At 57.1% G+C, this 25471-nt stretch carries 18 protein-coding genes; 9 read left to right on the top strand and 9 right to left on the bottom strand.

Going from position 1 to position 25471, the window contains the following annotated elements; genetic code table 11:
- Positions 1-69: 69 nt before the first annotated feature.
- Positions 70-2574, top strand: coding sequence for a calcium-binding protein (locus AVCG78_RS16400; protein WP_156582672.1), 2505 nt, complete (start codon positions 70-72; stop codon positions 2572-2574).
- A gap of 72 nt (positions 2575-2646) precedes the next feature.
- Here the strand turns inward: AVCG78_RS16400 and AVCG78_RS16390 are convergent, their stop codons facing one another.
- A complete protein-coding gene (locus AVCG78_RS16390; RefSeq protein ID WP_156599319.1) occupies positions 2647-3696 on the bottom strand; it encodes a glycosyltransferase family 61 protein in 1050 nt (349 codons plus the stop codon).
- Between the two features lie 316 nt (positions 3697-4012).
- On the opposite strand from AVCG78_RS16390, the gene AVCG78_RS16385 reads away from it, so the two are divergent.
- Positions 4013-8344 (top strand): beta strand repeat-containing protein, encoded by a 4332-nt coding sequence (locus AVCG78_RS16385; RefSeq protein ID WP_071202357.1) that lies wholly within the window; start codon positions 4013-4015, stop codon positions 8342-8344.
- A 130-nt stretch (positions 8345-8474) separates the two neighbouring features.
- Here the strand turns inward: AVCG78_RS16385 and AVCG78_RS16380 are convergent, their stop codons facing one another.
- Positions 8475-8657: a glycosyltransferase family 61 protein gene (locus AVCG78_RS16380; protein WP_071204239.1), complete on the bottom strand. Its 183-nt coding sequence runs from the start codon at positions 8655-8657 to the stop codon at positions 8475-8477.
- A gap of 124 nt (positions 8658-8781) precedes the next feature.
- Between AVCG78_RS16380 and AVCG78_RS16375 the strand changes: the two genes are divergently transcribed.
- Entirely contained in the window at positions 8782-12219 is a 3438-nt protein-coding gene (locus AVCG78_RS16375) for a beta strand repeat-containing protein (protein ID WP_071206336.1), read from the top strand.
- A 42-nt stretch (positions 12220-12261) separates the two neighbouring features.
- Here AVCG78_RS16375 and AVCG78_RS16370 read toward each other — a convergent pair whose 3' ends face one another.
- Both AVCG78_RS16370 and recR read right to left on the bottom strand, forming a co-directional pair.
- Positions 12262-13518 carry a lytic murein transglycosylase gene (locus AVCG78_RS16370; RefSeq protein WP_071202355.1) on the bottom strand — a complete coding sequence of 419 codons (1257 nt, stop codon included), beginning with the start codon at positions 13516-13518 and terminating at the stop codon, positions 12262-12264.
- A 51-nt stretch (positions 13519-13569) separates the two neighbouring features.
- On the bottom strand, positions 13570-14175 hold the full coding sequence (gene recR / locus AVCG78_RS16365; protein ID WP_012654622.1) for a recombination mediator RecR: 606 nt from the start codon (positions 14173-14175) through the stop codon (positions 13570-13572).
- 56 nt (positions 14176-14231) lie between these two features.
- Between recR and AVCG78_RS16360 the strand changes: the two genes are divergently transcribed.
- Together AVCG78_RS16360 and AVCG78_RS16355 are read left to right on the top strand one after the other, a co-directional pair.
- The gene (locus AVCG78_RS16360; RefSeq protein WP_071202354.1) at positions 14232-14849 is read left to right on the top strand and encodes an MOSC domain-containing protein; all 618 of its coding nucleotides are present in this window, start codon (positions 14232-14234) and stop codon (positions 14847-14849) included.
- A gap of 179 nt (positions 14850-15028) precedes the next feature.
- Positions 15029-15586 (top strand): DUF992 domain-containing protein, encoded by a 558-nt coding sequence (locus AVCG78_RS16355; RefSeq protein WP_071202353.1) that lies wholly within the window; start codon positions 15029-15031, stop codon positions 15584-15586.
- A gap of 74 nt (positions 15587-15660) precedes the next feature.
- On the opposite strand, the gene AVCG78_RS16350 is transcribed toward AVCG78_RS16355, so the two are convergent.
- On the bottom strand, positions 15661-16662 hold the full coding sequence (locus AVCG78_RS16350) for an aldo/keto reductase (protein WP_071202352.1): 1002 nt from the start codon (positions 16660-16662) through the stop codon (positions 15661-15663).
- Positions 16663-16763: 101 nt separating this feature from the next.
- Between AVCG78_RS16350 and AVCG78_RS16345 the strand changes: the two genes are divergently transcribed.
- Complete coding sequence (locus tag AVCG78_RS16345) at positions 16764-17654, top strand: LysR family transcriptional regulator (protein ID WP_071202351.1); 891 nt, start codon at positions 16764-16766, stop codon at positions 17652-17654.
- 46 nt (positions 17655-17700) lie between these two features.
- On the opposite strand, the gene AVCG78_RS16340 is transcribed toward AVCG78_RS16345, so the two are convergent.
- A complete protein-coding gene (locus AVCG78_RS16340; RefSeq protein ID WP_071202350.1) occupies positions 17701-18654 on the bottom strand; it encodes an aldo/keto reductase in 954 nt (317 codons plus the stop codon).
- A gap of 144 nt (positions 18655-18798) precedes the next feature.
- On the opposite strand from AVCG78_RS16340, the gene AVCG78_RS16335 reads away from it, so the two are divergent.
- Positions 18799-19785, top strand: a complete 987-nt coding sequence (locus AVCG78_RS16335; protein WP_071202349.1) for a Gfo/Idh/MocA family protein — start codon at positions 18799-18801, stop codon at positions 19783-19785.
- Positions 19786-19804: 19 nt separating this feature from the next.
- Here the strand turns inward: AVCG78_RS16335 and AVCG78_RS16330 are convergent, their stop codons facing one another.
- Both AVCG78_RS16330 and AVCG78_RS16325 read right to left on the bottom strand, forming a co-directional pair.
- Positions 19805-20179: a GtrA family protein gene (locus AVCG78_RS16330; protein ID WP_071202348.1), complete on the bottom strand. Its 375-nt coding sequence runs from the start codon at positions 20177-20179 to the stop codon at positions 19805-19807.
- Positions 20176-21180, bottom strand: coding sequence for a glycosyltransferase (locus AVCG78_RS16325; protein ID WP_071202347.1), 1005 nt, complete (start codon positions 21178-21180; stop codon positions 20176-20178). The genes AVCG78_RS16330 and AVCG78_RS16325 overlap by 4 nt, the downstream gene beginning before the upstream one ends.
- A 160-nt stretch (positions 21181-21340) precedes the next feature.
- Between AVCG78_RS16325 and AVCG78_RS16320 the strand changes: the two genes are divergently transcribed.
- On the top strand, positions 21341-23224 hold the full coding sequence (locus AVCG78_RS16320; protein ID WP_071202346.1) for a hypothetical protein: 1884 nt from the start codon (positions 21341-21343) through the stop codon (positions 23222-23224).
- Positions 23225-23254: 30 nt separating this feature from the next.
- Here AVCG78_RS16320 and AVCG78_RS16315 read toward each other — a convergent pair whose 3' ends face one another.
- The gene (locus AVCG78_RS16315; protein ID WP_143245006.1) at positions 23255-23482 is read right to left on the bottom strand and encodes a hypothetical protein; all 228 of its coding nucleotides are present in this window, start codon (positions 23480-23482) and stop codon (positions 23255-23257) included.
- Positions 23483-23635: 153 nt separating this feature from the next.
- Between AVCG78_RS16315 and xseA the strand changes: the two genes are divergently transcribed.
- Positions 23636-25267, top strand: coding sequence for an exodeoxyribonuclease VII large subunit (gene xseA, locus AVCG78_RS16310; protein ID WP_071206326.1), 1632 nt, complete (start codon positions 23636-23638; stop codon positions 25265-25267).
- The last annotated feature ends 204 nt before the right edge of the window (positions 25268-25471 follow it).

Below are 25471 nucleotides of genomic sequence, written 5' to 3'. Positions count from 1 at the left end.
GTAATTTTCACACTACACAACCGAATTTAAACATGCAAACTATTCTTGTTTCAATCAGGGGTGGTTAAAATGGTATATATTTTGGGTGGAAGTGGGAACGACACAATCACAGGTACGTCTGACTATGACAACCTCAGCGGAGGCCTGGGCGATGACACCATCAATGGCGGCGCAGGCAACGATGTGCTCTCAGGGAATGGGGGAAATGATGCAATTTCGGGAGAAGACGGCTCCGATTCCATTCGGGGAGGCTCAGGCAACGACAGCCTCTCCGGCGGCGATGGAGTTGATACTCTTTATGGCGAAGCCGGTAATGACAGCCTTTCCGGCGATGCCGGTAACGATGTTCTGAATGGGGGAGCCGGGGCCGATATTCTTAACGGCGGCGATGGCACGGATACTGTCAACTATACGTCAAGCGATGCGATCAATATAAACCTCGCAACGGGAGTGGCGAGTGGAGGCGATGCGCAAGGCGATACCTTTGTCAGCATTGAGGTCATCAGTGCATCGAGCCAAGACGATGTTCTTGTCGGCGACGATAATGACAATATCTTCAAGGGCGGCGATGGCAGTGATACCATTCATGGTGGTGACGGCGATGACACGTTAGCGGGCGGCTTCGATGCGGATGTGATCAATGGCGGGAACGGCTCCGACACAGCAAGTTTTGTCGACAACATGGCTGTGGTGGTCAACCTCAAAACCGGCGAGATGAGCGGCGATGCCCAAGGTGATGTCCTGGTCGACATCGAAAACCTCATGGGCTCCTACTATGACGACACCCTTACCGGTGACGACGGCGATAACGTTATCGATGGATATTACGGTTGGGACCTTTTGGATGGCGGTTTGGGCGCCGACACCCTCAAGGGCGGAGAGGGTGGCGGCAGTGCAGCAGTCTACACCTATTCGAACGAAGCTGTGCAGATCAACATCGACACCGGCATTAACACCGGCGGTTATGCCGAAGGTGATGTTTTCGAAAAAATACTTCAGGTCCATGGCTCTGCTTTCAATGACACATTCACCGCCTCGAAAGATGCCCGATTTGCAGGCGGCCTGGGTGATGATCACTACATTGTCAACAGCTCCTCCGTTTATCTGATCGAACAGGAGGGAGAGGGCATCGACACCGTGACCACCGGGTTAACCAGCTATTCTCTGACCAGGAATTTTGAAAACCTCACTTACACCGGTACGGCCAATTTCACTGGATCTGGAACGGTGGCCGATAACGTGATGATCAGCGGGGCCGGTGCGGATTACCTGTTTGGAAACAACGGTAATGATACGCTGATCGGTGGGGCCGGCGCAGACAAGTTAAGCGGTGGCGGTGGCAATGATACCTCCAGCTATCGTGACTCGACGTCAGCGGTTACTGTCAATCTGGCTACGGGTCTTGCGCAAGGTGGATTTGCACAAGGAGATACGTTTATCTCTATAGAAAGCCTGGAAGGTTCTGCATATAATGATACGCTGACCGGCAACAGAGAAAGCAATACACTGCGCGGCGGCGATGGCGGCGATGTATTGGACGGCGCGGCGGGCAGCGATACGGCGAGTTACCTGGATTCGACCAGTGCGGTCACAGTTAATCTCCAAACCCGCACGCTATCCGGCGGATATGCGACTGGAGATACCATCATCTCTATCGAAAATCTGGAAGGCTCAACCTATGCTGACAGCCTGACGGGAGACGATGAGGCCAACGTTTTGACCGGTCTAACGGGAGCGGACATCCTGGATGGCGGAGCCGGTTCCGATACGGCAAACTACAGCGACTCCACCGAAGGTGTAATCGTCAATCTCGTAACGGGCCAAACAGCCGGTGGCTCGGCAGAAGGCGACGTCCTCGTCTCGATAGAAAACGTCACGGGTTCCGGCGACGCCGATTACCTTACGGGCAATGATGGTAGCAATGTGCTTTCAGGTGGAGAAGGCGATGACCATCTGATCGGCGGCGGTGGCGACGATCTGCTGAACGCAGGCAGCGGCGCGAACATTCTGGATGGCGGCGACGGCAGCGATACCGCAAGTTACGCTGACTCTTCCGTTGGTATCAGCGCAAGCCTCTCCGGAGACGCAGGCGTCGGCGGTTCGGCAGAAGGTGATGTGCTGATCTCCATAGAAGCGTTGGAAGGTTCCTTTTACGCCGACACACTTTCGGGAAGCGGATATGCTGACGTTCTTAAGGGTGGCGAGGACGCTGATACGCTCTTTGGTCTTGAAGGTGACGATTCGCTTCATGGCGATGGCGGTGATGACGTCCTTTATGCGGACGCTGGCGATGACACGCTTGTCGGTGGTGAAGGCGACGATGCCCTCTACGGCGGTGAAGGCAGCGATGTGTTCGTGTACAGCTCAAACTATGGCAATGATGTGATTTTCGACTTTGACTCGTCGGCGGACACGATCGATCTGACCGACATGGGCTTTGCCACCGTCAGCGATGCCGCCGCCTATGCAACCGAGATCGAGGACGGCGTGCTGTTCACCTTCAGTAACCTGGATACGCTGACAGTACATGGCTTGAGCTATGCCAGCCTGACATCCAGCGACACATTGATGTAAAAATCGACGAGTGGCCGGGGTGCTTTCGCCCCGACCACTTGCCCCGGCGTCAATTTTGATTTCATCGGCCGATCATGCAGCCAAGACTCTTTCCAGCAAGGCAAGATCGACGATCTGCCACATGTCGTTTCTGGTCTTGATCTCTTTCAGCGTCCCATCCGCGTCCTGCCCGGGCCTATCAGGATTGATGATTGCCGTATAATCCAGCCCTTTCGCCTGACAAACTCTTGCATAGCAGGCATTGATGCAACTCGCCTGGAACAGTTCAATAACCCTGGTTTTGACGCCCGGCTGGCAATAAACGAGATTCGCCAAGCCTGCGCCATGCGGGGCAACAATGACCTCGGCATCGCGGAAAGCGACAACCTGTTCTTTCACGGAAAGCTCACTAGGCGTGATGATTTCAAACCCACGGCTTTCGAGCAACGCGCAGACAGCCTTTTCATTGACAACTCGGCGCACATCGCCCGCATCCAGGCGCGAGACATAGAGCTTGCGGCTGAACCGGCGCTCAATCGTGACATGCTGCGCAAGGGCCTCGAATTCAGCGATAACGGCTGGATGGGGGAGGTGGGCAAAGCCGCCGCCAGTCAGATTACTCGTGATGCAGTCGTCGACATGTAAAACATCGTGATAGTCCATCTCGAGCAATCGCCCATTGAATCCGGTGAGCGAAAGAACTTCATTCCTCCACCCATTCAGACGCGGCATTGCCAATAGAATATTACTATCATCGCGATATCTTTTATAAATCAACAGACAGCCGATAGCCTGGAACGTCCAGTGATAATAGTTTTTGTACCAGCCATTACCAATGATAAGTGGAGATACATCAGATATACGTGATGTATTTGCATTCTTAGGAATCAATTCATCAAATATAGGTGGATATACTCCATACAATGTGTCTTCGATCTCACCGAAATTTTCCGACTTTATCGCAGCACACCAGCCGAGAACAAATGACTCTCCAAGTCTGCGAAAGGAGATTTCCGGGCTATTGTAGCCAAGTGAAATTTGTTGACGAAATGCATCAAGAATGTTGCCAACCGTAGCACCGGCGGCAACCTGAATTCCAGGTGTCCAAGATTTTACCTCACCGGACGCGACGTTCAGCGCCATATTTATATCCTTTTATTTTCAAAAATCTCGGAAAATTTGAATGGGTACCAACCGAACATATTCCTGCATCGACAGGCAGTGATAGGGCTTTGAGGCCATGAAATAAAGGGGCGCTTGGCCAGGTTTTCATGATTGCGCCGCTAGACCACTCGACATTACTCTAGCATTTTTGGGCCAAACTATTGCATGTACGATACTACAAGCGTTGCCTTCATCTTTTGATTGTATTTTACTAAATTAGACAATAAAAATCCCTCTATGCGATTATATTTTGATATGTCAACTATATCCTTAGAGGCAATCAGGGGTAGATTAAATGGCAACTTTATCGGGTACTTCAGCAAACGACACTTTAAACGGAACTTCAGCGGCAGATACACTTTCAGGTCTGGCTGGCGACGACATATTAAACGGTGGCGATGGCAAAGATACGCTAAATGGTGGCGCAGGGGCGGATACCCTGAATGGTGACAGTGGTGATGATACACTGATCGGTGGGGCAGGTGCCGACGTTCTGAAAGGTGGATTGGGTTCCGACACGGCAAGCTATTACAGAAGTGGAAAGGGCGTTTCGGTCAGTCTGGCCAGCAGTGTCGGTGCGACCGGAGACGCCGTTGGCGATACGTTCGACAGTATCGAGAACCTGACAGGGTCGGGCTATGCCGACACGCTGACGGGAGATGACCAAGACAATATCATCACAGGCGACGATGGTGCCGATACATTGATCGGTGGCGCGGGTGCCGACAGCTTCGTTGGCGGAGACGACTCCGACACCGTCAGCTATGCTTCCGCCGCAACCGCTGTAAACATCTATCTGGCTCGACTATATGCCGATTCTATTGGTACAGGCGGCGATGCAGAGGGAGACACCTTTTCCGCCATCGAAAACATCACCGGCTCCGATTACGATGACACCATCGCATCCGCCGTCGCCGGAAAATTGACGGGCGGTCTCGGCGATGACACCTATGTCATCTACAGCGCTCTCAACAACGGCGTGATCACAGTCGTTGAAACAGCCGGTCAGGGCTATGATACAGTCGAGACAACCATTAACTACACCCTTTCCAACGACGTTGAGAAATTGAAATATGTGGGAACCACAAGCTTTACCGGCACTGGAAACGATCAGGACAATACCATCGTTGGCGGTGCCGGTGACGATACGCTGATCGGCAATGGTGGAGCCGATAAGCTAGAAGGTGGATTGGGTTCCGACACGGCAAGCTATTCCGGAAGTGGAAAGGGCGTTTCGGTCAGTCTGGCCAGCAGTATCGATGCGACCGGAGACGCGAATGGCGATACGTTCGACAGTATCGAGAACCTGACAGGGTCAAATTATAACGACACGCTGACGGGAGATGACCAAGACAATATCATCACAGGCGGCAAGGGCGCCGATACATTGATCGGTGGCGCGGGTGCCGACAGCTTCGTTGGCGGAGACGACTCCGACACCGTCAGCTATGCTTCCGCCGCAACCGCTGTAAACATCTATCTGGCTCGACTATATGCCGATTCTATTGGTACAGGCGGCGATGCAGAGGGAGACACCTTTTCCGCCATCGAAAACATCACCGGCTCCGATTACGATGACACCATCGCATCCGCCGTCGCCGGAAAATTGACGGGCGGTCTCGGCGATGACACCTATGTCATCTACAGCGCTCTCAACAACGGCGTGATCACAGTCGTTGAAACAGCCGGTCAGGGCTATGATACAGTCGAGACAACCATTAACTACACCCTTTCCAACGACGTTGAGAAATTGAAATATGTGGGAACCACAAGCTTTACCGGCACTGGAAACGATCAGGACAATACCATCGTTGGCGGTGCCGGTGACGATACGCTGATCGGCAATGGTGGAGCCGATAAGCTAGAAGGTGGATTGGGTTCCGACACGGCAAGCTATTCCGGAAGTGGAAAGGGCGTTTCGGTCAGTCTGGCCAGCAGTATCGATGCGACCGGAGACGCGAATGGCGATACGTTCGACAGTATCGAGAACCTGACAGGGTCAAATTATAACGACACGCTGACGGGAGATGACCAAGACAATGTCATCACGGGCGGCAAGGGCGCCGATATATTGATCGGTGGCGCGGGTGCCGACAGCTTCGTTGGCGGAGACGACTCCGACACCGTCAGCTATGCTTCCGCCGCAACCGCTGTAAAGATCAATCTCGTCACGGGTGTCCACACTGGTGGCGATGCCGAAGGCGACACATTCACAACAATTGAAAAAATCGCCGGCTCTGACTTTAACGACACATTCACGGCAAACTCAACACTAACCTTCGCAGGCGGCGAAGGAGATGACACCTATGTCGTTGGCAGCACCAGTGTCACCATCTCCGAGGCAGCAGATGAGGGCAGCGATACTGTCCGTACATCAATGGATTACACACTCTCGAACAATTTGGAGAATCTCGTATACACCGGCTCCAATAACTTCACCGGTACGGGTAACGCCCTGAACAACAACATCACCGGTGGCTCCGGTAACGATACGCTGATTGGCAAGGCTGGGGCAGACACCCTCGTGGGCGGGTCGGGCTCCGATACGGCGAGCTATGCTGGAAGTGCGGCGGTCAATGTCAACCTCAAGACCAACTTGGCGACCGGCGGCGAAGCGGAAGGCGATACATTCTCCAGCGTCGAGAACCTGACGGGATCGAGCAATGCCGACACGCTGACGGGCAATGACAGCAACAACGTTCTCAACGGTGGTGGTGGCAATGACACCTTGGCAGGCGGCAAAGGAGCCGATACGCTGAACGGCGGCGATGGCAGTGACACGGCAAACTACGCCGATTCCTTTGCAGCCATCCAGATCAATCTCGTCACCGGCACGCATACGGGCGGTGATGCCGCAGATGACACACTGAGCAGCATCGAAGGCGTGATCGGGTCTCAATATGATGATCGGTTCACGTCGGCATCAACAGGAACGCTTTCGGGTGGCGGTGGCAATGACACCTATGTCGTCAGCCAAGGTGCCAGTACGACGGTTCTAGTCGAAGAGGCCAGCGCTGGCACGGACACGGTTGAAACAACCTTGACCAGCTACACGCTGAAAACCAATTTCGAAAACCTCACCCACACCGACTCGACCAATTTTCTCGGTTACGGCAATAGTGCCGACAATGTTATCGTCAGTCAGGGCGGCGTCGATAAGCTCTATGGCTATGCTGGCAACGATACGATCCATGGCGGCAGCGGTGGCGATACCATTGACGGTGGCGACGGAAGCGATACCGCAAGCTACAGCGATTCCATCGCAGCGGTGACCATTAATCTCCTCACGAAAACTGTCTCCGGCGGTTACGCCACAGGCGATGTATTCACCAGCATCGAAAACGTTGAAGGATCGGCCTATGCCGATACGCTGACGGGAGACACCGGCGCTAACGTGCTATCGGGTGGGGCTGGCGATGACATACTGATCGGCGGCGCGGGTGCTGACACGCTGAATGGCGGCGCTGGCCAAGACAAGATCACCTATGAGGCCTCGTCGGCGGCGGTCAAGGTTGATCTCAGCACTGGGACAGCAACAGGTGGCGACGCGCAAGGTGATAAACTCAGCGGCATCGAACGCGTCATCGGCTCCAGTTTCAACGACACGCTGATTGGAAGCAGCGTAGCGGAAATGTTAACGGGCGGCGCTGGCGATGATATTCTGATCGGTGGCGGTGGCAATGACGTCCTGAACGGTGGAGAGGGCGCCGATGTCCTCGATGGCGGTGCGGGAAATTACGATACGCTCAACTACTCTGCCGCCACATCGGCGGTGGTGCTGGATCTGACGACAGGAACCGGCTCCGGTTATGCGGCGGGCGATACATTTACCGGGATCGAGGCCTTCACCGGCAGCGCTTATGGTGACACCTATACCGGCAGCACCTATGCTGCCGAGTATAATGTCGGTGCAGGCAATGACACTGTGTTGGCGGGCTCAGGCGCCGAGAAAATCAATGGCGGCACGGGGACAGATACCGCAAGCTATGCACTCTCCACAGCAGGCGTGTCCGTCAACCTGGTGACGAATGTCGGCAGCGGAGGTTACGCCGAGGGCGACCAGTATAGCAGCATTGAGGTCGTTGTCGGGTCAGACTATAGCGATACGCTCACGACCAAAACCGTAAACACCCTGCTGGGCGGCCTTGGCGATGACACCTATGACATCGGCAGTTCGGCAAGCACTATTGCAGAAAATGCCGATGCCGGGACCGATCTCGTCAAGACCAGCAGTGCCAGCTATACGCTGGGCGACAATCTCGAAAACCTCACCTATACCGGCACGGCCAACTTCACCGGCTCCGGCAACAGCGCCGACAATGTGTTGACCGGCGGTGCTGGCGATGACGTGCTGGATGGCAGCACCGGCAATGACGCCCTCTACGGTGGTGAAGGCAGCGATGTGTTCGTGTTCAACGCCAGCTATGGCAATGATGTCGTTTTCGACTTCCAGGCCTCGTCGGACACAATCGATCTGACCGGCATGGGATTTGCCACCGTCAGCGACGCCGCCGCCTATGCCAGCGAGATTGAGGACGGCGTGCTGTTCAACTTCGGCAACGGCGATACGCTGACGGTGCATGGCCTGAGCTATGCAAGCCTGACATCCAGCGACACATTGATGTAAAAATCGACTTGTAGCCGGGATGCTTTCATCCCGGCTACAAGCTCCTGCGTCAATTTGATTTCATTGGCCGATCATTCAATCAAGACTTTTTCCAGCAGGGCAAGATCAACGATCTGCCACATGTTGTTTCTCATCTGATCTCTTTCAGCGTCCCATCCGCGTCCTGCCCGGGCCTGTCAGGATTGATGATTGCCGTATAATCCAGCCCTTTCGCCTGACAAACTCTTGCATAGCAGGCATTGATGCAACTCGCCTGCAACAGTTCGATAACCCTGGTTTTGACGCCCGGCTGGCAATAGACAAGATTTGCCAAGCCGGCGCCATGCGAGGCAACAACCTAGGATTTTACTTTACTAAATTAGACGAAAAAATTCCCTCTATGCGATTATATTTTGATGTGCAATTTATAAATCAGGGTGCAATCAGGGGTATATCACATGGCGACTTTAACGGGCGATTCTGGAAATAATACTTTAAACGGAACAACAGCGGCAGATACAATTTCGGGCCTAGCTGGCGACGACATATTAAACGGTAGCGATGGTAACGATACGCTAGACGGTGGCGAGGGAGCCGATACGCTGAGCGGTGGCGCTGGTACTGATACGGCAAGCTACGCCAGTTCGTCAGACGCTATCAAAATCAATCTCGTCACCGGCACGAATACGGGCGGTGATGCCGCAGGTGATACGCTGAGCGGCATCGACAAGATTATCGGCTCTGACTTCAACGACACATTCACCGCATCAAGCACCATCACCCTGGCAGGCGGCAAAGGAGATGACACCTATGTCGTGGGCAGCAGCAACGTCACCATCTCCGAAAGCACTGGTGCGGGCAGTGACACGGTCCGGGCCTCGGTGAACTACACGCTGTCGAACTATGTCGAAACGCTGGAATACATAGGAGTTGGCGACTTTACCGGTACCGGCAGCGCGCAGGATAACACGATCATCGGTGGTGCTGGCAACGATACGCTAATCGGCAAGGCTGGTGCCGACATCCTGAACGGCGGCGACGGTTCCGACACGGCAAGCTATGAGGGAAGTGCAGCGGTCAATGTCAATCTCAAAACCGGGGTAACATTCGGTGGAGACGCCGCTGGCGATACATTCACCAGCATCGAAAACCTCACAGGCACCAGCAGTGCCGACACGCTGACGGGGGATGACAACAACAACGTTCTCAACGGTGGCGATGGCAATGATACGCTGGCAGGCGGCAACGGAGCAGACACGCTGAACGGTGGGAATGGTGCTGACACCTTGGAAGGTGGCGAGGGTGCCGATACGCTGAGCGGTGGTATTGGTACTGACACCTTGGTCGGTGGCGAAGGTGCCGACACGCTGACCGGCAGTGATGGCGATGACACCTTGATAGGTGGCGAGGGAGCAGACACGCTGAGCGGTGGCGCTGGAACTAACACGGCAAGCTACGCCAGTTCGTTAGCCGCTATCCAAATCAATCTCGTCACCGGCACGAATACGGGCGGTGAGGCAGCAGGTGATACGCTGAGCAGTATCGACAAGATTATCGGCTCAGACTTCAACGACACATTCACCTCGAATTCCGAGATTACCTTGGCAGGCGGCAAAGGGGACGATACCTATGTCGTGGGCAACAGCAACGTCTCCGTCTCCGAAAGCACAGGTGCGGGCAGTGACACGGTCCGGGCCTCGGTGAACTACACGCTGTCGAACTATGTCGAAACGCTGGAATACATAGGAGTTGGCGACTTTACCGGTACCGGCAGCGCGCAGGATAACACGATCATCGGTGGTGCTGGCAACGATACGCTAATCGGCAAGGCTGGTGCCGACATCCTGAACGGCGGCGACGGTACCGACACGGCGAGTTATGAAGGAAGTGCAGCAGTCAATGTCAATCTCAAAACCGGTGTAACATCCGGTGGAGACGCCGCTGGCGATACATTCACCAGCATCGAAAATCTCACAGGCACCAACAATGCCGACACGATGACGGGGGATGACAACAACAACGTTCTCAACGGTGGTGGCGGCAATGACACGCTGGCAGGCGGCAACGGAGCAGACACGCTGAACGGCGGTGATGGCGATGACAGCTTGGTAGGCGGCGAGGGAGCCGATACATTGAACGGTGGTATTGGTACTGACACGGCAAGCTACGCCAGTTCGTTAGCCGCTATCAAAATCAATCTCGTCACCGGCACGAATACGGGCGGTGATGCCGCAGATGATACGCTGAGCGGCATCGACAAGATTATCGGCTCTGACTTCAACGACACATTTACCACATCAAGCACCATCACCCTGGCAGGCGGCAAAGGAGATGACACCTATGTCGTGGGCAGCGGCAACGTCATCGTCTCCGAAAGCACTGGTGCGGGCAGTGACACGGTCCGAGCCTCCGTGAACTACACGCTGCCGGATTATGTCGAAACGCTGGAATACATAGGAGCTGGCTACTTTACCGGCACCGGCAACACACAGGATAACACGATCATCGGTGGTGCTGGCAACGATACGCTGATCGGCAAGGCGGGTGCCGACATCCTGAACGGCGGCGACGGTTCCGACACGGCAAGCTATGAGGGAAGTGCAGCGGTCAATGTCAATCTCAAAACCGGGGTAACATTCGGTGGAGACGCCGCTGGCGATACATTCACCAGCATCGAAAACCTCACGGGCACCAGCAATGCCGACACGCTGACGGGTAATGACAACAACAACGTTCTCAAAGGTGGCGATGGCAATGATACGCTGGCAGGTGGTAAAGGAGCCGATACGCTGACCGGTGGGAATGGCGATGACACCTTGGAAGGTGGCGAGGGTGCCGATAAACTGGACGGTGGTATTGGTAATGACACCTTGGTAGGTGGCGAAGGTGCCGACACGCTGACCGGCAGTGATGGCGATGACACCTTCGTAGGTGGCGAGGGTGCCGACACGCTGAGCGGTGGCGCTGGTACTGACACGGCAAGCTACGCCAGTTCGTTAGCCGCCATCAAAATCAATCTCGTCACCGGCACGAATACGGGCGGTGAGGCAGCAGATGATACGCTGACCGGCATCGACAAGATTATCGGCTCAGACTTCAACGACACATTTACCGCAAACTCAACAATAACCTTTGCAGGCGGCAAAGGGGACGATACCTATGTCGTCAGCCAGATTGCCACCACGACGGTTTTGGTCGAAGAGGCCAGCGCTGGCACGGACACGGTTGAAACAACCTTGACCAGCTACACGCTGAAAACCAATTTCGAAAACCTCACCCACACTGACTCGACCAATTTTCTCGGTTACGGCAATAGTGCCGACAACGTCATCGTCAGTCAGGGCGGCGTCGATAAGCTCTATGGCTATGCCGGCAACGATACGATCCGTGGCGGCAGCGGTGGTGATACCATTGATGGTGGCGACGGAAGCGACACGGCAAGCTACAGCGATTCCACCGCAGCGGTGACCATTAATCTCCTCACGAAAACTGTCTCCGGCGGTTACGCAACAGGCGATGTGTTCACCAGCATCGAAAACATTGAAGGATCGGCCTATGCCGATACGCTGACGGGAGACACCGGGGCCAACGTGCTATCGGGTGGGGCTAGTGATGACGTGCTGGACGGTGGCACAGGCAATGACGCCCTCTACGGTGGTGAAGGCAGCGATGTGTTCGTGTTCAACACCAGCTATGGCAATGATGTCGTTTTCGACTTCCAGGCCTCGTCAGACACAATCGATCTGACCGGCATGGGCTTTGCCACCGTCAGCGATGCCGCCGCCTATGCCAGCGAGATCGAGGACGGCGTGCTGTTCAACTTCGGCAACGGGGATACGCTGGCGGTGCATGGCTTGAGCTATGCAAGTCTGACATCCAGCGACACATTGATGTAAAAATCGAAATGCCGCCGAGATCCCTGTCTCGGCGGCATTTTCTTACTTCAATTTCGCCTTCAGGCCCTCATCGGGAAAGCAGGTCGGTTTCAGCCCGTTTTTCGCCTGCCAGTTGCCCAGCGACCGTCGGGTCTTGAAGCCTGCGAGACCATCGGCCTTGCCGACATCATAACCCTTTTTGACCAGTGTCTGCTGCATGGACTGCACGTCGGAGCGCAGCATATGGCCGACATCGCCCCATGGCGCCGAAAAGCTGCCTGAACCATAGGCGATCCGGTCGGCAAGATTGCCGATGAACAGAGCGTACAGGTCGGAATTATTATATTCCTTCAACACATAGAAATTCGGTGTCACCAGAAATTCCGGGCCATGGGTTCCGGCGGGGACCAGCATCATGGTCGCAGCGGAAAGATCCTGTTTCGGAAAGGCTTTCCCGCCAATACGGCTAATGCCGGTTGCCGCCCAAGCCGACATCGGCTTTGCCAGATCCGGCCCTTCCTGGGCGCAGGAGACGCCGGACGGTATCGTGACTTCGAACCCCCAGTCGCGGCCGCGCTGCCAGCCTTTTTGCACCAGGAAATTGGCCATGGACGCCAGGCTATCCGGCACTGAGGTCCAGATATTGCGATGGCCGTCCCCGTCAAAATCCACCGCATATTGCAGAAAGCTCGAGGGCATGAATTGCGGCTGGCCCAGCGCGCCCGCGCTTGAACTCAGCATGGCGTCGGCAGCAATATCCTTGCCGTCGATAATATGCAGCGCATCGATCAGCTCGCGCGTGAAAAGCTCTTGCCGTGTGGACATGAAGGCGCTGGTGGCCAGAACATCAACCGCTTCATAGGGCAGCTTGGCCCGGCCATAGCCGGTTTCCCGGCCCCAAAGCGCCAGAAGAATCGGACCGGGAACGCCGTATTTGGCCTCGATTTTCTTCAATGTCGAGGCGTATTGATCAGCCAGCGCCCGACCGCTCGCAGCCAGCGCCTGCATGTGGGCCTCGCGGAAATAGGGACCGGGAGAGGAAAATTCCGCCTGGCTCTGCGGACGCTGCTTCGGTGGCGGGAAGCCCGGGGGCGCCAGATCGGGAAGCGACCAGTCGAGCTTCACCGTCTTCATCACCGTGGTAAAGGTTGCCTGCGAAATGCCAGCCTGTTTGGCTTGCGGCCAGAGGTCCCGGCTGATCCAGGACTGGAACTGGCTTTCCACCTGCGCTTTCGATGGTGCTGCCATCGCAGATTTGATCGCCAGAAAGCATAAGGCTGCTGCAAGCGCAGCCATCAGGGGGCGGCGAAAATGGGGCATGTCGTCTCCCGGTCAGAAATTATCGGTCAGATGTCTATTATCAGCATCGATCTATATCAGCGTGCGGGCACGAAGCGCCGCCGAGAGCGTACCCTCGTCAAGATAGTCCAGTTCGCCGCCGACAGGCACGCCATGAGCAAGCCGGGTGGTTTTCACTCCCAGCCCGGCCAGATGATCGGTAATGTAATGGGCCGTGGTCTGGCCTTCCACCGTGGCATTGACCGCGATGATGATTTCCCGCACGCCGCCTTTTGCAACGCGGTCGATCAGGCCCTTGATGTTGAGATCGTCAGGCCCGACGCCATCGAGCGGCGACAGCGTGCCGCCCAGCACATGATAGGCGACATTCATCGCGCCTGCCCGTTCCAGCGCCCAGAGATCGGAGACATCTTCCACGACGATAATCATCGATTGGTCGCGCCGCTCGTCGGTACAGACAGTGCAGGGATCAATCGTATCGACATTGCCGCAACAGGAGCAGATCTTCACCTTCGCGTGGGCCTCGCCCATGGCCAGCGCCAGCGGCCCCATCAATTGCTCGCGCTTCTTGATCAGATGCAGCGCTGCTCTTCGGGCCGAGCGGGGGCCGAGCCCCGGCACTTTCGCCAGGAGCTGGATCAGTTTTTCAATTTCGGGACCAGTGACTCGCTTTGCCATGGCGCGTTCTTAGCCCATATCTATCGGAAACGGAATCGCCGAAGGAGAACGGCCCCATGAAAATCCTCGCCGTCTGTCTTGGCCAACCACAAACCTTGCCCGGCAAAAGCTACAGGACAGGCATTTTCAAATCGTCACGGTCGGGTCCGATTATGGTCGATGAACACGGTCTCGTCGGCGATGCGGTGCTGAACCGCAAATATCATGGCGGGCCGGATCAGGCGATTTATCTGGAAGGTGCACTGACCTTGCAATGGTGGGAGGCGCAACTGAATCGGCGGATAACACCTGGCCTGTTTGGCGAAAATCTGGTCATCGACGGTCTCGACAACCGCGACCTTGCCGTCGGCGACCGGCTTTCCATCGGTGACGTGCTGTTGGAAGTGACGGCGCCGCGCATTCCCTGCGCCACATTCTCGGCCAGTATGGAAGATCCCGGCTTTGCGAAACGCTATACGAGAGCCGCGCAACCCGGCGCCTATTGCCGGGTGCTGCAAGGCGGCGTGGTAGAAGCGGGTATGATTGCCGAGTGGACAGCGAGCGAAGGCGACAGGTTGATGCTGGCGCAGATGATCGGCAAATCTTTCAAATCTCTCGATCCATACCAAAAGGCCCGCTATCTCACTTTCCCCATAGCGGCGCGGATCAGGGCTGAAATTACCGCGACACTTTAACTCGACGTCATGGTTTTGCTTTCCTTAGTCAAAACGGGCCTCAGTCAAAAATCAGGGATGACCTTGACGAATGGCAAAGGGGAACAAAAATTTACCGTGAGACTTCTAACGGCAGCACGATCCTGCCTGAATTATACGATTAGGCTCGATCACAGCATTTATCCATGAAGGAGAAACTCATGTCATCGCTCGCTCAATCATCGCTCGCAAAGCTGTCTGCGGTGGCGCTTGTCGCCGCTCTTGCCGTGCCGCTGGCGGCCACGAGCGCCAATGCAGCCGTGCAGGTTGGCATGCTCACCTGCGAAATGAGCCCCGGCATCAGTGCGGTCGTCGGCTCCAGCCGCGACCTGACCTGCGAATTCAAGCCGACCACATCGGCACCGGTCGAATATTATCAGGGTACCCTCAGCAAGATCGGCATCGACCTGGGCTATGTGCAGGGCGGCAAAATGGCCTGGGCAGTCTATGCGCCGGGTCGTCTGGTGGAAGGCGCCTTGCAGGGTAGCTATGGCGGCACAAGCGCCAATGCCGCAGTTGGGTTTGGCGGTGCGGTCAACCTGCTGATGGGTGGTTTCCAAGGCTCGGTTGCCTTGCAGCCTATCGCGCTGGAAAGCACACTCGGCGTCAATCTCGGAGCGACACTCGCCTCGCTGAAGTTGGCCTATATGCCGCCGTCCACACCAAAGTCGCTGGATAATGGCCCGCCGCTGCGCCACGGCAAGCACTACAAGGGCTGATCCGCCCGTCTACGGTCTTCATCTCCCCGGCAAAACCCTATGCCGGGGAGATTTTTTATGGCGATGTGATTTGGTTACTTATTGGCCATCGCCGCCATTTTTTCGGGATAGCGCCCACCAGCCACCTTCTGCGGTGACAAGAGATCTCCCAAGGCGCTCACCTCTTCCTCGCTCAGGGCGATATCGACAGCCCCGATATTCTTTTCCAAATTGGCTATTTTCGTTGTCCCCGGGATCGGCACAATGAAATCGCCCTGTGCCAGCACCCAGGCAAGGGCCAGTTGGGCGGCTGACGCGCCCTTTGCCTTGGCCATATCTTCCAGCGCATTGATCAGCGCCAGATTGGCGTCAAAATTTTCCTGCTGAAAGCGTGGCAGGCCCCGGCGGAAATCGGTGTCGGAGAGGCCATCGAGGTTTTTCAATGCGCCGGTCAATGTGCCACGACCGAGCGGGCTGAAGGGGACGAAGCCGATACCCAGTTCTCGGCAGGTGTCGAGCACACCGTTTTCCTCCGGGTCACGGGTCCAGAGGGAATATTCGCTCTGAATGGCGGCGATGGGATGGACGGCATGGGCGCGGCGCAAGGTCTCGGCGCTGGCTTCCGACAGGCCAAGAGCGCGCACCTTGCCCTGTTTCACCAGATCGGCCATCGCCCCGACTGTCTCTTCAATCGGCACATCGGGATCGACACGGTGCTGGTAGAAAAGGTCGATGACATCGACACCAAGCCGTTGCAGCGAGGCTTCGGCCACCGCTTTCAGATGTTCAGGCCGGCTATCGAGCCCGACCATGGCATTTTGTGAGGATTGCGTCACATCGATCTTGAAGCCGAACTTGGTGGCGATCACCACTTGGTCGCGATAGGGCTTCAACCCCTTGCCGACCAGAATTTCATTTGTGAACGGCCCGTAGACTTCAGCCGTATCGAAGAATGTCACGCCAAGCTCAACGGCCCGCGCCAGCGTTGCAAGCGAGGCGCTTTCATCAGCCGACGGACTATAGGCATGGCTCATCCCCATGCAACCAAGGCCAATGGCGGAGACGGACAGGTCGGAGCCGAGTTTTCGGGTTTTCATGGTCTTCACCTTCTCAATCGTTTTGATAGATAAAAAATACCGCCTTCGCCGCGAAAGATAATGGATGCAAATGCGCAGGCACTGTTCTAACAAATAGAACAATGAACAGAATTCAATTATCCCAACTGGCGGTGCTGGCAACGGTGGCCGAAACATCCAGCTTCAGGAAGGCGGCGGAAGAACTGGGCATCGCGCCTTCCGCTGTCAGCCATGCAGTGTCGGCGCTGGAGACAAGCCTTGGCGTGCGGTTGCTGGCGCGCACCACCCGCAGCGTCGCTCCGACCGAAGAGGGGCGGCAGTTGCTGCAAAAGCTGGCACCAGCGCTGGCCGATATCGGCACTGCGCTGGAAACACTGGCGGAAAACAAATCCAATCCCGCCGGACCGCTGCGGATCACCATGCCCGCGCTGGCCGCCGAAGACCTGATTGTACCGCGACTTGGAGACTTTCTTGGTCTCTATCCGGATATCCAACTCGAACTGATCACCAATGATCAGTTCGAGGATATTGTCGAAAAAGGTTTTGATGCCGGATTGCGGCTTGGGGAACATCTGGAAGCGGATATGGTGGCGGTCAAGGCAAGTGGCCCGATCAGCGGCACGATTATCGGCGCACCCCGCTATTTCGAAAGGCATCCCCTGCCCGTCCACCCACATGACCTGATGGAGCATCGCTGCATTCGCCGCCGCTTTTCCAGCGGGCGGATCTATCGCTGGGAATTGGAAAAACACGGCAAGCAAATTGCCGTGGATGTGCCTGATGTTCTGACGCTGGCCGACCAGCGGCTGATCCGGCTGGCGGCGCTAAAGGGTGTCGGTCTGGCCTTTGTCTTTGACCAGCGGGTAGACAAAGATATCCGTGAGGGCAGGCTGATCCGGGTGTTGGAAGACTGGTGCCCGCCGTTTGACGGCTTTTATATCTATTATCCCACACGCCGCCAGATGCGACCGGCCCTGCGCGCCTTCGTCGATTTCTTCCGGCACCGGAATTGAGCCGAATTATTGCCCGCGCAAAGCCCTATCGGCTCGCCATGCCTCGTTAGTCTGCTCCGGCCTCATTCAGGCTTTGCATCTGCGCCGCAGACAATTCAAGCGTTCCAGCCCTGACCATCGCTTCAAGCTGCGACAGGCTGGTGGCCGAGGCGATGGGTGCGGTAATGCCGGGGCGAGCCGCGACCCAGGCAATGGCCACCGTGGCGGGCGTCGTGCCGGTCTCGGCTGCGACCGCGTCCAGGGCGGCGAGGATGCGGTGGCCCTTGTCGTTCAGATAGTTGGTGACGCGGTAGGAGCGCGCCTTGCCCTCCGCATCTTCCACTTGGCGATATTTGCCGGTGAGAAAGCCTGCTGCCAGCGCGTAATAGCTGATGACACCGATCTCTTCACGGATGCAAAGCTCTGCCAGCGACCCCTCGAATTTCTCGCGGGTATAGAGATTATATTCTGGCTGGATCACATCATAGCGCGGCAGGCCAGCCTTGGCCGCCGCATCGAAGGATGCCTGCAATTGAGCGGCATCGAAATTCGAGCAGCCGAAGGCGCGGATCTTGCCCTCATCCTTCAGCTTGGCATAGGCACCCAGCGTTTCCTCATGCGGCGTATCGGCATCAAAGGTATGCGAAAGATAGAGATCAATGTAATCGGTCTGAAGCCGCTTCAGGGAGTTTTCAACCGCCTCGACAATCCATTTGGCCGAAAGCGCCGGCTTGCCCTGGCCCATATCCATGCCGACCTTGGTGACAATCACCGCCTTGTCGCGGGCGACATGTCCCTGTTTCAGCCATTTGCCAATCACGGTTTCGGATTCACCGCCGGAATGACCGTCTATCCAGCGGGAATACACATCCGCCGTATCAATGGCATTGTAGCCGGCATCGAAAAACGCATCGAGCAGCCTAAACGAGGTTTGCTCGTCCGCCGTCCAGCCGAACACATTGCCGCCGAACACGACGGGGGCGATTGTGAGGCCGGAGCGGCCGAGCTTTCGTTTCTGCATGATAGGTCTCCATGACAAATCGAGAAGGGAAATTCGACAGGAAAATAACGCGGACTGCACCGATAACAACCAAGCCCTGTTCACAATCCGGGCATAGGCGTTATGTGTCGTCTACAGAAATACGATTTGCGGAGGAGATAGGACATGCTGCGGTTTGGAATTTTATCGACGGCGAAAATCGGCCGTGAACTGGTCGTACCCGCCATTCAGGATGCGGAAGGGGCCGTGGTCAGTGCCATTGCCAGCCGTGACCTTGCCAAGGCCCGGGCGATGGCTGACCGCTTTTCCGTGCCGCATGCCTTCGGTTCCTATGAAGAGATGCTGGCTTCTGACCTGATCGATGCCGTCTATATTCCCCTGCCGACCGCCCAGCATGTGGAATGGACGATCAAGGCCGCCGATGCGGGCAAGCATGTGCTGTGCGAAAAGCCGATTGCCCTGAAAGCGGCGGACATCGACAGCCTGATCGCCGCGCGCGACCGTAACAAGGTGCTGATTTCGGAAGCCTTTATGGTGACCTATGCGCCTGTCTGGCACAAGGTCCGCGCCCTTCTGGCCGATGGCGCCATCGGCAAGCTGCGGCATGTGCAGGGGTCTTTCACTTACTTTAACCGCGACCCCGGCAATATGCGCAATATCCCGGAACTCGGCGGCGGCGCGCTGCCGGATATCGGCGTCTATCCGACCATCACCACCCGCTTTGTCACGGGCCTTGAGCCGGTGCGGGTGCAGGCGGTGACGCAACGCGATGCTGAATTCGGCACCGATATCTATTCCAGCGTCAAAGCCGATTTCGGCAGTTTCGAGATGAGCTTTTACATCGCCACGCAGATGGCCGCCCGCCAGACCATGGTGTTTCATGGGGATGAAGGGTTTATCGAGGTGAAATCACCGTTCAATGCCGACCGCTGGGGGGCGGAAGAGCTGGAACTGACCAACCGCAACCACAGCGAATCGCAAATCTTCCGCTTTCCCGACAGCCGCCAATATCGTCTGGAGGCTGAGGCGTTTGCCAAGGCGGCGCGGGGTGAGGAGAGCGATGTTGTGACGCTGGAAAACTCCCGCGCCAACCAGCGCTTCATCGATGCGATCTACCGGGCCAGCGAAAAGGATGGTTGGGAACCGGTTTGATCCAACCGATTTCAGTGCTTCAACGGCGAAACACAAACCGCGAATAGCCGAAAAAGCTGAACGCCATGGCGGCAAGCGATGCGAAAACCAGCGCCGCGAAAGGATTGAGTGCCGGGATGACGATCAACAACCCGGCATAAAGACCGTAATTGACCAGCGCCGAGACCACCCCGACCGAGCCATAGCGAAAGCCCTCGACGGGGAGGCTTCGCCGGGACGCCCCGAAGGTGAAGGCCCGGTTAAGCCGCCATGTGACGAGCAGGGCCACCAGAATGGCAAGGGCCCGGGCCGCCAAGGGGCCGAGAGCGCTGTAAGACAGAAGCAGCCATAAAAGCCCGGCATCCACGGCAAAACCCGTACTGCCAACCAGAGCAAAACGGACCAGCTTTTTCATGCAGCATCCGCAGCCGACCGAGCCGGATCGATGGCGGGATCAGCCGCTGACAAGGCAGCGTTTTCAGGAGCGACAAAGGCGGGCAAGGCGATGTAGGAAAGCCGCAAATGCTCGGCCCGCGCCCGTGACAGCGAATCCAGAATCAACCCTGCAATAAACAATAGCTGGCTCATCAACAGCAGCGCCACCGACAGGACCCAGGTCGGCAGCCGCGAAACGAGGCCAGTGGTGAAATATTCGCCCAGAACCGGCGCCATGAAACCGAGGCTTATCGCCAGGACCAGCCCGGCCAGGGCCGAGAACGTCGCGAATGGCCGCGTCTCCTTGGACAACATCGCGAACATCCAGAGGATTTTTGCGCCGTCGCGCAGGGTCGATAGCTTGGAATGGGAGCCTTCTGGCCGGCGTCCGTAGTCCAGTTCCAGTTCCACCACCGGCAATTTCAGCCGTGAGGCATGAACAGACATTTCCGTCTCGATTTCAAAGCCTGCCGACACAGCCGGAAAGGTTTTGACATAGCGGCGCGAAAAGGCACGGTAGCCGGAGAAGATATCGGTAAAGCCCGGGCCAAACAGAAAGCGGTAGAGCCCGTTAAACAGACGATTGCCAAGCGCATGCCCCTGGCGTCCGGCATCATTGTGGACATTGCGGCGCGTGGCGACCACCATGTCGGCGCGCTCTTCCATCAGCAGATGGATCAACGCATTCGCATCCTGCGGCGCATAGGTGCCATCGCCATCGGCCATCAGATAGACATCGGCGTCAACATCGGCAAACATCCGGCGCACCACATGCCCCTTGCCCTGCCTGCGTTCCTGCAACACCTCGGCACCGGCCAGCATGGCGGCCAGCGCCGTACCATCGGTGGAATTATTGTCATAGACATAGACCCGCGCCTGCGGCAGGGCGGTACGGAAACCGCGCACCACGGAGGCAATGGTGCTGGCCTCATTATAGCAGGGAATAAGGACCGCCACGTCCGGTACTGGTGTCTGGCCCATGAACTTACTCGATACACATGTTCGGGCAGCCGAAACGCGGCTCCTGGAGATTTTACTATTTCTTGAGAAGGTTAAGGCTAGGTTTCGGATAAGCCGAACAATCGAAGAATCTTGGTCGCATCTCCCCGAAACGGGAGGCCCCGAACAACCGGAAATACCGATGACGTCCAAGTCTTCCCCTCCTGTACCTTCCGTGGCCATACCGTCCCTTACGATTACGCATACGCGCGCGCAGCACCTCCTGCCGGTCATGCTGGGCTATTGCCTGCTGGTCATCATCGCCATCTGCGCAACGACGCTGCCATTTGCCAAAGATTATGTCGGCGCTGACAATGACGATGCCATGCGGCTGATCGAAGTCCGGGATTATCTTGCCGGTCAGGGCTGGTTCGACATGATGCAATATCGGCTGGGTCTGGCACCCGGAACGCTGATGCATTGGTCGCGGTTGATTGACTGGCCGATTGCCACCTTGATCCGGCTGGCGGGCATCTGGTTTGTGCCGCGTACAGCCGAAGTCGTGGCTCTTGCCATGTGGCCACTCCTCTGGACCGTGCCGGTCATGCTGTCGCTCGGTGCTGCCGGATGGGCGCTGGGCGGCCGGGTGACCATGCATCTGGCGCTTTGCCTGAGCGCCCTTTATCTTCTGACATCCAACCGTTTCCTGCCCGGCGCCATCGATCATCACAATGTCCAGATCGCCCTGATCGCTTTCCTAACCGCCGTGCTTTCAACCGCTGCGCCAGCGACTCAGTCTGACGCCCGCTCCGGGACACGCTCATCGACACTGTTTGCGTTGGCTGGTGCGGCGGCGGCGCTGGCGCTGGCCATCGGCGCGGAGACCACCCCGCTGATTGCCACGGCCTGCGCTATCGTCGCCCTGCTCTGGGCCTGGCATGGCAAAGCGATGCGGGCCTGCGCCATGGCCTATTCTCTCAGCCTGGCGCTGTCGGTCACATTGCTGTTTGTGGCAACCGTGCCGCCGCAATCCTATCGCACGGTGACTTGCGACAATCTCTCCTTCGGCTTTTACGCCCTGACAGCGATTGGCGGCGGATTGCTGTTTTCCGCTGCCGCCTTTGCCAGCCGTTTCCCTGCCGGTATTCGACTGTTCCTGCTGCTGGTGATCGGTGCCAGCGTCGGTTTCTCAGCCTTGATCGTCGCGCCCCAATGCCTCGGCAATCCGCTCGCCAACCTCGATCCGATGCTGGTGACGCTGTGGCTGAACAATGTCGGCGAGGCTCGCTCGATCCTTGCCATGGCACAGCAGGAACCGGGAACTCTTGGCGGCTTTTACGCCGTCGGCCTGTTCGGGCTGCTGGTCTGCCTTACCCAGGCCTGGCGGAAAAACCAGGTGGAGGCGCATCTGGCGCTGGCGCTCTTGCTGGCTGTCAGCGTCGGTATCGCGCTGATCCAGGTGCGCGGTGCAATGTTTTCCAACCTGATCCCGATCCCGCCGCTCGCGCTGCTGATTGCCGATCTGCGCGGGCGTGCAATGCTGCGACCAGCCCGCATGATCCCAAGCCTTGCCTATATCGCCAGCATTCTTCTGTCGGTCCCTTCCGTGTGGGCAATCGCAGGCACCCTTGCTGTGGAAGGAACAGCACGCCTAAAACTACAAACTCGCTCCGGCCTGGCATCCCAGGATGCCAGCCGTGATTGCTCATCTGAAAATGCTCTTGTCCAATTGGCGAGTTTAGCACCAGCGACGGTTGCCGCCCCATCGGAAAGCGGCACTTCCATCCTGCGCTTTACCCCGCATCGGATATTGACGGCACCCTATCATCGCAACCAGGCAGGCATGTTGACGGAACTACATATCGGTCTCTCGACCCCGCCGGACGCCCGTGCTTTTCTGGTGGGCGCCCATGTCGGCTTTCTCGCCTTCTGCCCTTCCGATTCGCAGACCCGCCAGTTGATCGCCTTGAAGCCCGACGGGCTTTATGCCGACCTGAACCGCAACAGGGTGCCTGATTATCTTCAGCCGCTTGCAGCCGACAGCCAGTCCGGCCTGCGGATCTTTTTGATCAAGCAGCAGCCGTGAACGGGTAGAGTTTACAAACGAATCGTGAGATCAGGCGATCTTGCGCTGTGACAGGGCAAGCGAGACCATCAGGCAATCGATCAGCCCGACATTATAGGCAATCAGCGCCGTCAGCAGATCCATCGCCGTCATCGCAGGCGAAAGAGCCAGCATGACCAGCCCCGCCGTCAAAAGCACCAGCGAAACCGCAACAATCGCCATGATGCTTCTGGTCGTTGCGGTGGCGATGCCAATTGCCATGGCGATGAGAAAGGTCATGGATGCGATCCCGTATGACAGACAAATCGTGATGTCTGGCATATTGCCATCCGAGAGTTAACGATTGGCCCCATGAAATTGACCCGAACAAAGCCTGTTAACGTCTTTCCAAAAAAAGATGCGTTTTTTTGCAAGCTTGGATAAAACACTGTCATGGCCTCTTTTTTTGACGACGATCAGCCCAGCAATCTGACCGAATTTTCCGTCTCGGAGCTTTCCGGATCGATTAAGCGCACCATCGAAACCGCCTTCGACCAGGTGCGGGTGCGCGGCGAAATTTCCGGTTTTCGAGGCCAGCATTCCTCCGGGCATGCCTATTTTTCGCTCAAGGACGACAAGGCGCGGATCGACGCGGTGATCTGGAAGGGCTCGTTTTCCAAGCTGAAATACCGGCCCGAAGAGGGCATGGAAGTGATCGCCACGGGCCGTATCACCACCTTTCCCGGCTCGTCCAAATACCAGATCGTCATCGAGCAGATGGAACCAGCCGGCGCTGGAGCCCTGATGGCGCTGATCGAGGAGCGCAAGCGCCGGTTTACCGCAGAAGGCCTGTTCGATCCGGCCACCAAGCAATTGCTGCCCTTCATGCCGAAGGTCATCGGCGTTGTCACATCGCCCACCGGCGCTGTGATCCGCGACATTCTTCACCGGATTTCCGACCGCTTTCCCGTGCATGTCCTGGTCTGGCCCGTCAAAGTGCAGGGTGAAGGCTCCGGCGACGAGGTTGCCAACGCCATCAACGGCTTCAATGCCTTTCAGCCTGATGGTGTCATCCCAAGGCCGGATGTACTGATCGTCGCACGCGGCGGCGGCAGCCTTGAAGACCTGTGGAGCTTCAACGACGAAGCAGTGGTGCGCGCCGCCGCCGCCAGCGCCATTCCGCTGATTTCGGCGGTCGGCCATGAAACGGACTGGACACTGATCGACTATGCAGCCGATGTCCGGGCGCCGACACCGACAGGGGCGGCTGAAATGGCGGTGCCGGTCAAGGCGGATCTGGAAGCGCAACTGGCCGGGCTTGCTGCCCGACTGGCAGGCGCCGTCAACCGCCAGATGGATCATCGCCGCCAGAACCTGCGGGCGCTGGCCCGCGCCCTGCCCTCTCTCGATCAATTGCTGGCGCTACCGCGCCGCCGTTTCGATGAAGCCGCCAGCGGTCTTGGCCGTAGCCTGGAACTGAACACCATGACCAAGCGGCAAAGCTTCGAGCGGGCCGCAGCCAAGTTGTCGCCGGATATGCTGGTGCGCCGCCTGGTGGAACGCCGCCAGCGGGTCAGCGAACGCGCCGCCCTTGCCGACCGGATTATCGAACGGCTGATCGAGCGGCAGAAAGCCAATCTTGGACGGATCGATGCAACATTGACGGCGGTCCCGGCCCGGCTGAAAGCGCAAACGGGACGCTCGAGAGACCGGTTGGACAGTTTTTCGCGCCGGGCCGACAGCGCTGTTATCAACGACCTGCGCCGCGCCCGTTCCACGGTGTCGGCCCAGGAGCGAATGCTGCAATCGCTGTCCTACAAAAATGTCCTGATGCGCGGCTATGCCGTGATCCGGGGGCAGGATGACCGGCCCCTCTCGCGTGCAGAGGGACTTGAGGATGGACGAGCCATCGCCATCGAATTTGCCGATGGCCGGGTTTCCGCTGTGACCGGAGAGGGTGATAAGGCGTCACCTCAACCGCAAGCCCCTTCCGCGACGACAACCCCGGCCCCGGGAAAGCCGAATCCCTTGCCCAAATCGCCGAAAAAGTCGGAGCCACCCGCCGGACAGGGTAGTCTTTTCTAACCAAAAGAGTGCAAACGGCACAGTCACGAGCGACAGAATGGACGTTTGAACGCGGTGCCGCACAGACAGGGATTACGGTGCGGATACAAGGCTTTGGACCCCTTGACCATGGCTTGGAAAAAAGGCGGATCATAATAAATTCAAAGCTTTGGTTGACATGGCCGCCTTGAGGGGGTATCTATTGGTCATCGATATTTGCTTGCT

The sequence above is a fragment of the Gillisella vitis genome, assembly GCF_021559775.1.
GTDB lineage: Bacteria > Pseudomonadota > Alphaproteobacteria > Rhizobiales > Rhizobiaceae > Allorhizobium > Allorhizobium ampelinum.
This window is presented reverse-complemented; position numbering and strand designations above follow the sequence as displayed.